At 40.6% G+C, this 9,420-nt stretch carries 9 protein-coding genes; 4 read left to right on the top strand and 5 right to left on the bottom strand.

The features are described from left to right. Positions 1–102: 102 nt before the first annotated feature. Entirely contained in the window at positions 103–1,362 is a 1,260-nt protein-coding gene (locus H5993_RS08500) for an LCP family protein (RefSeq protein WP_204777032.1), read from the bottom strand. A 204-nt stretch (positions 1,363–1,566) separates the two neighbouring features. Here H5993_RS08500 and H5993_RS08495 point away from each other — a divergent pair, with 204 nt between their 5' ends. Genes H5993_RS08495 through H5993_RS08480 form a run of 4 tightly spaced genes read left to right on the top strand, consistent with a single transcriptional unit; the run spans position 1,567 to position 6,639 of the window. Then, positions 1,567–2,019 (top strand): MarR family winged helix-turn-helix transcriptional regulator, encoded by a 453-nt coding sequence (locus H5993_RS08495; RefSeq protein WP_204777031.1) that lies wholly within the window; start codon positions 1,567–1,569, stop codon positions 2,017–2,019. Positions 2,020–2,022: 3 nt separating this feature from the next. Continuing rightward, the gene (locus tag H5993_RS08490; protein ID WP_204777030.1) at positions 2,023–3,762 is read left to right on the top strand and encodes an ABC transporter ATP-binding protein; all 1,740 of its coding nucleotides are present in this window, start codon (positions 2,023–2,025) and stop codon (positions 3,760–3,762) included. Next, a complete protein-coding gene (locus tag H5993_RS08485; RefSeq protein WP_204777029.1) occupies positions 3,755–5,593 on the top strand; it encodes an ABC transporter ATP-binding protein in 1,839 nt (612 codons plus the stop codon). The genes H5993_RS08490 and H5993_RS08485 overlap by 8 nt, the downstream gene beginning before the upstream one ends. Before the next feature lie 11 nt (positions 5,594–5,604). After that, the gene (locus H5993_RS08480) at positions 5,605–6,639 is read left to right on the top strand and encodes a serine hydrolase domain-containing protein (RefSeq protein ID WP_338033144.1); all 1,035 of its coding nucleotides are present in this window, start codon (positions 5,605–5,607) and stop codon (positions 6,637–6,639) included. A 222-nt stretch (positions 6,640–6,861) separates the two neighbouring features. Here the strand turns inward: H5993_RS08480 and H5993_RS08475 are convergent, their stop codons facing one another. The 4 genes from H5993_RS08475 to H5993_RS08460 all read right to left on the bottom strand — a co-directional run. After that, positions 6,862–7,359 carry a YagU family protein gene (locus tag H5993_RS08475; RefSeq protein ID WP_204777028.1) on the bottom strand — a complete coding sequence of 166 codons (498 nt, stop codon included), beginning with the start codon at positions 7,357–7,359 and terminating at the stop codon, positions 6,862–6,864. A gap of 79 nt (positions 7,360–7,438) precedes the next feature. Further along, entirely contained in the window at positions 7,439–7,732 is a 294-nt protein-coding gene (locus tag H5993_RS08470) for a hypothetical protein (RefSeq protein WP_180871731.1), read from the bottom strand. Positions 7,733–7,744: 12 nt separating this feature from the next. Beyond that, complete coding sequence (locus H5993_RS08465) at positions 7,745–8,476, bottom strand: type 1 glutamine amidotransferase (protein ID WP_204777027.1); 732 nt, start codon at positions 8,474–8,476, stop codon at positions 7,745–7,747. Then, the coding region (locus H5993_RS08460) for a MurT ligase domain-containing protein (protein WP_204777026.1) at positions 8,476–9,420 on the bottom strand (945 nt) is incomplete at its 5' end. The genes H5993_RS08465 and H5993_RS08460, both read right to left, overlap by 1 nt.

The following is a 9,420-nucleotide window of genomic DNA, read 5'->3' as shown; positions in this document are numbered from 1 at the left end:
ATACATAAAATCCCCTAAATCAAAAAAATTGGTACTGCTAGGATTTTACTCCTATCAGTACCAAATATTGTAGACCCGAAATTTCTCTTCGGCCGTTTTTTGCTAGAATCCCAAACCGCTAGTAGTGGTTGAATTTGAAATGAAGTTTGAACTACCACTTGTCCCAAATGAACTGGTTGATTCGGAACTCGTTTTGCTCGTGCCACTACCCGGAACGTTATAAGTAGCATTATTTGGTAGTACAAAGTTGACGTTATTGTAACCGTCGTAATCTGTTTGCTCATTGTACATTCTTGTTTCTGCGTTCGTAACATGCTTTGCTTTAAGCCCTAGCGCAGTACGGATTAACTTTGAAACGCGGTTAATTTCTTTTGGTGAAGCAATTTGGAATGATGCCCCATCAATGGTTGCGTTCTTACCTTGGAAGTGATAAGTCGAAACGTTGTTCATCGCCACCCGGTAGTTTGAATATAGTGCCCCAATTGAGTCCGTTGGAACATTAGTTTGAATTCTATCGCCAACTGCGTCTAAGATCTTGTTGGCTGCGGTGAGGGAGCCCTTTTTCTTAAAGGTACTAATTACACTCTTGATAACTTGTTGGCCCCGCTTTTGCCGACCATAGTCGTTATTAGGATCATCATAACGCATCCGAGAGTACTTTAGGGCATCACTACCGTTTAAGTGTTGTTTACCTTTTTTAAAGTGGTGACCTTCATAAGTAAAGGCAAATGGATTATCAACGGTTACCCCACCAACGGCGTTAACCACTTTTTCCATCACTCCCATATTAACGACGGCATAGTAATCGATGGGGATACCAAGTAATTCTTTAACTTGTTTCACTGATTGCTTAGCTCCTCCAATTGAATAAGCAGCGTTAATCTTAACATAATCTGCCCCATCTTCGGTATTAACTCGAACTAACGTATCCCGTGGCAAACTGGTCATCGTGATTTTTTCTTGCTTTGGGTTGACGGTGATGATTTCCATCGTGTCAGTATTTCCACCGGTATTTCCTCGGTTTAAGGCCCCAACGTCAGTCCCCATCACTAAGATAGAAAGGGGATCACCATTTTTAATTTTAGTATCAACTTTTCCATCTCCAGTCGCAAAAATCCCTTTTGCAGTTGATTGTAATTTGTGATATTCGAATCCTGCGAAACAAATTACAATGAGTGTAATAAGTAGAATTACCCGTCGTGCCCATTTATAACCATCTCCCCGATTAGGACGGTGAATTGGTGGCTTAGGTGGTAAATTGCTGCCCTCTCCACGGTTGGCATTGTTTTCAGCAACACGTTGATTAATCCGATTTTCTAGTTCTCTTCGGTATTCTTCCCGTGTTTCATGTTCATCATTCATTCTGCTTACCTCAGTTAAATAAAATTGCTAACCTCTTAACGTTATCAAAACAATATTCAAGCGTCAATTTACATTTAAGGATTTAAAAAAGTTGTAAAAATTACTTCGCATTTCGGAATGGAAATTTGTTGACAATTATGAATGACTCGATATACTAAAACAGTTAGACAGCGAATCATTACAAATCTAACTAAAAGGAGAGAGATGATGAAAGATACAGAATTATTAACAAATTGGTGGAATTTACGAATGAAAATTGGCCGGCTTTTTCACGCCAAGCATCAAGGAACAAATTCAATCGGTATGCGTGGTCGGGATCGAATAATTGGGATGATTAATTATCGGGGAGCTGGTCTTTCCCAGAAAGAATTGGCTAAACTTGTCCACCTAAGACCAGGTTCGTTAACGGATGCTTTAACAAATTTGGAAGAAGAAGGTTACGTTAATCGTGAACGTGATCCAAAAGATCGGCGAATTTGGCGGGTTTCTTTGACTGAAAAAGGTGAAAAACGGGCGCGTGAAATTGCAGCCGATCACAAAGTATTTGTGGAACACTTGATGGAAGGAATATCCCATGCCGATAAGGTTGCGATGAACCGAGCGGTTTTACAAATGACAAAGAATTTTGAACATTATTATGGGAAGAATGCGGAGTAAGCCATGATAAAAATTGCTCGAAAAAATTTAGCAGTTATACCAACGATTTTTGCGGTTGTTTTTTTACTGCTACAAGTTTTTTGTGATTTATATTTACCAACGATTACAGCTGATTTGATTGATAAAGGGGTAATTAACCATGACCTTGCTTATATTAAACACGAAGGGATCATGATGTTATTGGTTTCTTTAGTTGGGCTTGTTGCCGCTGCCTTAAATACCTTTTTTGCCTCAACTCAAGCCATGAGCGTTGGTCGAAAATTGCGGAAACAAGTCTTTGATAAAGTAATGCGATTTTCAAATAAGGAAATTAGTGAATTAGGTGATTCGTCCTTAATTACCCGTTCAACTAATGATGTGGTTCAAGTCCAAACGGTGATGTTCCAGACTTTGCGGATGATGCTACAATCACCAATTATGATGATTGCAGCGATTGTTTTGGCTTATCATCGGGAATCAAAATTAACCATGATTTTTTTAATTAGTCTGCCAGTATTAGCGGTAACTGTTGTGATTGTAATGAGCCAAGCCGTACCACTTTTTCGGAGTATTCAAAAGAAAACTGACCGGATTAATCTGGTTTTTCGGGAAGGGTTAACCGGAGTCAGAGTAATCCGGGCTTTCAACCAGGATGAACGGGAGCAAAATCGATTTAATACTGTTAATGAAGATTATACAGAAACGGGGATTAAAGCCTTTACCTGGGTAGCATTTCTTTTCCCAACAATGACTTTAATTTTAAGCCTTACTAATGTAGCAATTATTTGGTATGGAGCCCATTTAATTGCAAACCAGACGATGCAAGTGGGGAATTTGATCTCCTTTTTAACATATGCTGTCCAAATTCTCTTTTCATTTATGATGTTAGCAATGGTCTTTGTGTTTGTTCCACGGGGAGTAGCTTCGGCTCGGCGAATTAATGAAGTTCTTGATTATGAAGTTGCGGTAAAAGATCCAAAACCAAGCGAGCAACTTAGATTAACGTCAAAAGCACCAAGGCTACAATTTGATCACGTCAATTTTCGCTATCAAGGAGCTGAAAAATTATCCTTAAATAATTGTGATTTTGAGGTTACTAGTGGGCAAACCTTGGCAATTATTGGTGGGACTGGCTCAGGGAAATCAACCCTGGTTAACCTAATTGAACGCCTATTTGACCCTGAGAGTGGCCAAATTAAGATTAATGGCATGCCAATTAAACGTTTAAGTCAACATGACTTGCACACCTTAGTGTCAATCACTCAGCAAAAGGCGGTTCTGTTTGCGGGAACAATTCGTTCAAATATGCAATTTGGTTATCCAAACGCAAGCGATGAAGAGATTTGGCATGTCTTAGAAGTTGCTCAAGCGCGGGACTTTGTTGAAGAAGCTGGGGGCTTGGATGCAATTGTCGAACAAGATGGTGCCAACTTCTCCGGCGGGCAACGACAACGATTGGCGATTGCTCGAACGATTATTAAACCAGCAAGCATTTACATCTTTGATGACTCGTTTTCAGCTCTTGATTTTAAGACGGATGCAAAACTACGCCAAGCCTTGAAAGCTGATTCGAAGCTAAAAGATGCCGTTAAGGTAATTGTTGCTCAACGGGTATCAACGGTTGCCGATGCGGACCTAATTTTAGTGCTTGAAGATGGCGAATTGTTAGGGAAAGGTGATCACCAATCTCTAAAAGCCAATAATCAAACTTACCGAGAAATAATTGCGTCACAGATTCAAAAGGGGGTAACAACCAATGCATAATCGGCAACGGAGAGGAGCTGAAAAAGCTAATCACTTTTGGCCGACAACGAAGCGGCTGTTAACTTACCTACGACCATGGCGGTTAGCAATGGTGATTGCAATTGGGATGGCCATTGCCTCGGTTATCACCTCGATCATTGCTCCCAAAATTCTTGGAGAAGCGACAACTACGATTTATCAAGGCATCATGAAGGGGTATACCGAGATAAAAATGGGTCAGCATTTAACGACTTTCCCAATCGATTTTGCTAAAATTGGTCGCATTGCTTTGATTGTGTTAGTCCTTTACTTACTGTCTGGGTTCTTTAGTTTTGGTCAGCAAATCATCATGACCCGGGTCTCACAACGGGCGGTCTTTAATTTACGACGAGATTTCAAAGCAAAGCTCGCTCGGGTGCCCGTTAAGTACTATGATGCGACGAGTAATGGGGAAATCATGAGCCGGATGGTTAATGATATGGATAACATTGCGACTGCTCTCCAGCAAGGGATTATTCAAATCATTACTTCGCTTCTGACGATTATTGGGGCTTTGGCATTAATGATTTCAATCAGCTGGCGGTTAACGCTCGTTGCTCTAGTCACGATTCCGCTTTCGGCAATCGTAGTTGGCTTTGTTGCACCAACTGCTCAAAAACTGTTCGAACGCCAGCAAGCAGCTTTGGGAAAGATTAATGCTCAAGTGGAAGAAGTTTATGCAGGACAAACGATTATCCGAGCATTTAACCATGAACAAGATGAAGCTACTAAATTTGCGGAACATAACCAGAATTACTACCGGGCGGCGTGGCGAGCTCAGTTTTTTTCAGTTTTAATTTTTCCTTTGATGAACTTTATTAATAATGTGGGCTACTTACTAGTTGTTGTAGTGGGAACAATTCAAGTTATTCATGGCCAAATTACTTTGGGAAATGTACAGGCTTTTATTCAGTATGTCAATCAATTTACCCGTCCTTTAACCCAGATTGCTAACTTATCAAGCACAATCCAGCAAACGATTGCTTCAGCGGAACGTATTTTTGCGGTTTTGGACGAAGCGGAAATGGATGAAAGTAAGACGACAACCCCAGTTAAGAATCAACCGCAACCGATGATTGAATTTGAACACGTTGATTTTGCTTATGATCCAAAGACACCACTGATTCAAGACTTTAATCTCCGGGCTAAACGAAATGAAATGGTGGCTATCGTTGGGCCAACCGGAGCAGGTAAGACCACCATTATTAATCTGCTAGAGCGCTTTTATGAGGTTAATAACGGTAAGATTTTCTTAGATGGCCGGGATACTCGTAGTATGAGCCGTCATGAATTACGACAACATTTAGCGATGGTATTGCAAGAAACATGGTTATTTACGGGAACAATCTTTGAAAACATTAAGTATGGCCGTGAAGATGCAACAGATGAAGAAGTTTACCAAGCTGCTCGGATGGCCCGGGCTGATAACTTTATTCGCGAGTTGCCAAATGGCTATGACACAGTTTTAGATGAAACGGCTTCAAATATTTCGCAAGGGCAACGCCAATTATTGACGATTGCGCGGGCTTTCTTGGCAGATCCAGAAGTTTTAATTTTGGATGAAGCTACGAGTTCAGTTGATACCCGGACCGAAGTGCAAATTCAAGCTGCAATGCGAAAGTTGCAAGAAAGTCGAACTAGCTTTGTGGTTGCTCACCGACTATCGACAATTCAAAAGGCAGAACAAATTATTGTTTTGAACCATGGCCGAGTTGTTGAGACTGGGGATCATGATTCATTAATGGTGCAAAACGGTTTTTACGCAGACCTATACAATAGCCAATTTTCAGGTCAAATGACTGAAAAGGCTTAATTCGAGGAAAAATGCAAATTCAAACTAAGTATCAAAAAACGCTAAAATTACTAACTAACATGCGGATCAACAAAGTGGTTCCAGCACTTTCATATCTGATTTTTGAAGGAAATCAACGTCTAAAGGTTGAAACGGGTTGGGCAAAAATCACACCGGAACTTGAACCGCTAAGGCCGGGGATGTTTTATGATCTAGCCTCTTTAACGAAAGTGATCGGCACCCTTCCTGCGATTGCTCAGTTAGTCCAAGCTGGAAAACTAAATTGGGATGATCAAGTAAAAACTTTCCTTCCAGAGCTGAAAGGAAAGAATGCAACTATCCGAGATTTATTAACTCATACCGCAGCGATTGAGGGGTATATTCCCCATCGAAACGAGCTTAATCATGCCGAACTTTTACAGGCAATTTTGAATACTGAATCTTTTGGGGAGAATTTAGCAAAAAACATTTGTTATACCGATCTTGGATTAATCTTAGTAGGATTAATTGCCGAAAAGGTGACCGGTAAGCCAATTCAAGAGCTGGTAACCGAAACGGTTATCCAACCGCTTGGCCTAACTAACGAGCTAAGCTATCATCCTCCAGTCCAAGGAACTGTGCCTACTGAGTTATCTAAAAAACGGGGATTAATCCGAGGAACAGTGCATGATCCCAAGGCCTTTGTTTTGCAGGAGCAATGTGGAAGTGCCGGTTTATTTGGAACTTTGACTGGATTAGAGCGATACGCTCATGAATTGTTGGAAAATAACCTTGGTGGATTATTAACGACAACGATGATTCAAAGTTTCTTTCATGATCAAACGCGGATGCAAGGAATGCATAACCGGAGCTTTGGCTGGAAATTATTTTTGTCCCGAGGCAAAGATCGCCATTCGGTAATTTCTCATACTGGTTTTACTGGGACTTTTATGATTTTAGATCAACAAACGGATCAAGGCTTGATTGTTTTAACCAACCGGGTTCACCCGACAGCAAAAAATGATCGTTTTCTGGAATTACGAGATCAGATTATTGCTTCGTATTTGAACGAAAAAGAGAAAAGCTAGGCTAATTAAAAAAAAGGGGAGGGATGCTACTAAGGCTGTGATTTGGAGCAAACCAGCCAACTGGTTTGGCGTTTGTGAGCCCATGCAAGGCTGAATCGGTTGGGTGCGACCGCTAGGGATCAGCTACTACTTTGACCTTAGTTACCGAGTAACATTCGAAAATGCAAAAGAAGCCGGGAAGAAACATTAGTTTCTTCCCGGCCGCTTTTTTGCTAGTCAAATTTACTTTTGATTGTTCAAATGTTGATAGATTTGGTTAGCCATTAAATCAGTTGACCACATCCAGACGGCGTGACCAAGAATTTCAGAAACGTGTTCTTCTAGTGGCTGTTCCTTTGCCCTTGGGACTGTCCCTAGTTTTGGCATTAGTTCAACGTGGAAGAGTTCCCAAACACCTAGTCCAAATGGGATTCCTTGCCCAACCTTGATCCAAGGAAGTAATTGCCCACCAACACTATAAAGGGCGCCAAAGCCACTTGAAAAACTAAAGTGAACTAAGTAGCTTACCCAAGGAAGTTGATGACCAGAATAAGTATAAGTTGAATGGGTTACGCTTTTTGGTACGCCAAGTTGTTCTAGTAATTTTTGCGGTGGATTAGTAGCATCTCGTTCAGGAGTTCGGGGTGGCATTAAATTTTCCCAACCTAACTTAACAAGTCCCGAAACAAAGCCGGCTGCAATCCCAGCAACGAGGGCGGCTTTATAATTGATTTTTGCCATAAGGACACCTCAAATCTTAAATTCAAACTTTTAAATAGAATTTATCACGCATCAGGATTAAATGCCAAAGTTTTGATTCTTATTTTAAGCGTTGATCTTCTCGATCAAGCTTCATGATTACGATCGTCTCACATAAAACGAGAACACAGGAAAGAGGAAGAAAAACACTTTCGGGAGTGAAGAGAACTGCAAGGACGATTACCCATGAAAAAAGGTTCCATCTTCGCTCAAGGCGTAGCACTTTTTGAACCCTATCTTGTTCACTGTGGTCTCGGACACTTGCAACCTGTTGGGTTAGGCGAGTGTATAAACGGACTTCCCAAAAAGATTCAATAAAGAAAATTACGACCATTAGGGTAGAAAAGAGATTCATATGAAATCCTCCTTAGAACGTTGGGGTAATCTTTAAGGATGCTTGTTGGCTAAAGTCGGCATCGGGGTACTTATTTTTTAGGGCCTCTAAAAGCATTGTCTTTGCTAGTTCGCCATTTCTTGTCAAGATTGGCCCATGGAAATATGAACAATAGGTGTGTTTATAAATAGCACCTTCAGTTTTATCTTCACCATTATTACCGTGACCCTCTTGAACAATCCCAAGAGGACGTTCATTTTCACCAAGGAATGTCCGGCCGTTATGGTTTTCAAAACCATGGTAAAGTTGTCCGGTTTCGGAGTTTTTAATCACAATGTCCCCAATAAATCGACTGCTGTTTGCCCGATCAGTTCGGTGTTCACTTTGCGTTAATGTGTAGTGGTCAAGGGCCCCAACACCAGATATTTTTTCACCGTTTGCGCCGATATAATATTTACCGAGGAGTTGGTAACCACCACAAATGGCTAGCATTGGTTTATTAGTTTCAATGTAACGCTTGATTTCGGCTTGTTTCTTTGGTAGGTCTTTGGATACAACCATTTGTTCATAGTCTTGACCACCACCAAAGAGGGCGAGGTCATAATCATCAGCATTAAATTCTTCTTCAATGCTAACGACTTTAACCTCAATGTCAGTATCCATTTGTTGAGCATAATATTTTAAAGCGATGATATTTCCTTCATCACCATAGGTATTTAAAAGGTTCCCATATAAATGAGCTAAACGAAGATGGTACTTAGCCATTAGTCCATCCCTCCTTGAATATAGTTTTTATCAGCAAGTTCCTTTCGTAGTTGTAAAACAGCAGTGTAAGTTGCTAATAAGTAAACGTGCTTCGTTGGCATTTTTTTAATTAGATCAATTACTTTAGTTAGATCAGGTTCGGTAGCGTTTAATTTGATCCCAGCCATAGTTAAGCGGGTCGTGATATCTTTGTAGCGCTCTCCACCGGTCATGAAATAAGGGATTGATTGACCCTTTAAGGCCTCAAAGTTACCGTCCCAAATCCAACTAGTGTCAATTCCATCAGCGTAGTTAGCGTTTAAAAGGAATCCAAAACTGTATGGTTCGCTATCAGTCATGATCATATCAAGTACTTGGTTTAAGCCGACTGGATTTTTAACTAGGACGAGGGTAACTTCTTTACCGTCAACATTAATTATTTCTTGCCGACCAAATACGCGTTCGTCAGATTCAAAAGCGTTTTTAATTTGCGCTGGTTCAACTCCTAAGAAACGGCCAAGGGCATAAGCAGCAAGCGCGTTATAAATGTTATAAACACCACCAATTTCAATTTTATATGGTTTGCCATCTAATTCAAAGCTTGAACTAGTTGGGGTTAGCTTAGTTAGTTTAGTAACGTTATAAGTTAATTTAGGCCGTTTGAAACCGCAGTGAGGGCAGAAGTAATCACCAAGGTTTGCATAAGTCCGGAGATGATAGTGGAGAATGTGTTGGCACTTTGGACATAGTAACCCATCCGTGTTAGCAGGTGCTAAGAAATCACTTTTGGACTCATGATTAAAACCATAATAGATTGTTGGGTTTGGTAAATCTTTCGTATTGAAGATTTGTTCATCCCCGTTAGTAATAATGGTAGCCTTTGGTGCTAGCTTAACCCCCGCTAGAATTTTATCGTAAGTTGTGTAGATCTCACCATAGCGGTCCATTTGGTCACGGAAAAGATT

This window comes from Limosilactobacillus alvi, from assembly GCF_016900115.1.
GTDB lineage: Bacteria > Bacillota > Bacilli > Lactobacillales > Lactobacillaceae > Limosilactobacillus > Limosilactobacillus alvi.
This window is presented reverse-complemented; position numbering and strand designations above follow the sequence as displayed.

Excerpts from the sequence above, each read along its gene's own strand:
- H5993_RS08500 (WP_204777032.1), bottom strand. The coding sequence starts at position 1,362 with ATGAATGATGAACATGAAACACGGGAAGAATACCGAAGAGAACTAGAA.
- H5993_RS08495 (WP_204777031.1), top strand. The coding sequence starts at position 1,567 with ATGATGAAAGATACAGAATTATTAACAAATTGGTGGAATTTACGAATG.
- H5993_RS08490 (WP_204777030.1), top strand. The coding sequence starts at position 2,023 with ATGATAAAAATTGCTCGAAAAAATTTAGCAGTTATACCAACGATTTTT.
- H5993_RS08485 (WP_204777029.1), top strand. The coding sequence starts at position 3,755 with ATGCATAATCGGCAACGGAGAGGAGCTGAAAAAGCTAATCACTTTTGG.
- H5993_RS08480 (WP_338033144.1), top strand. The coding sequence starts at position 5,605 with ATGCAAATTCAAACTAAGTATCAAAAAACGCTAAAATTACTAACTAAC.
- H5993_RS08475 (WP_204777028.1), bottom strand. The coding sequence starts at position 7,359 with ATGGCAAAAATCAATTATAAAGCCGCCCTCGTTGCTGGGATTGCAGCC.
- H5993_RS08470 (WP_180871731.1), bottom strand. The coding sequence starts at position 7,732 with ATGAATCTCTTTTCTACCCTAATGGTCGTAATTTTCTTTATTGAATCT.
- H5993_RS08465 (WP_204777027.1), bottom strand. The coding sequence starts at position 8,476 with ATGGCTAAGTACCATCTTCGTTTAGCTCATTTATATGGGAACCTTTTA.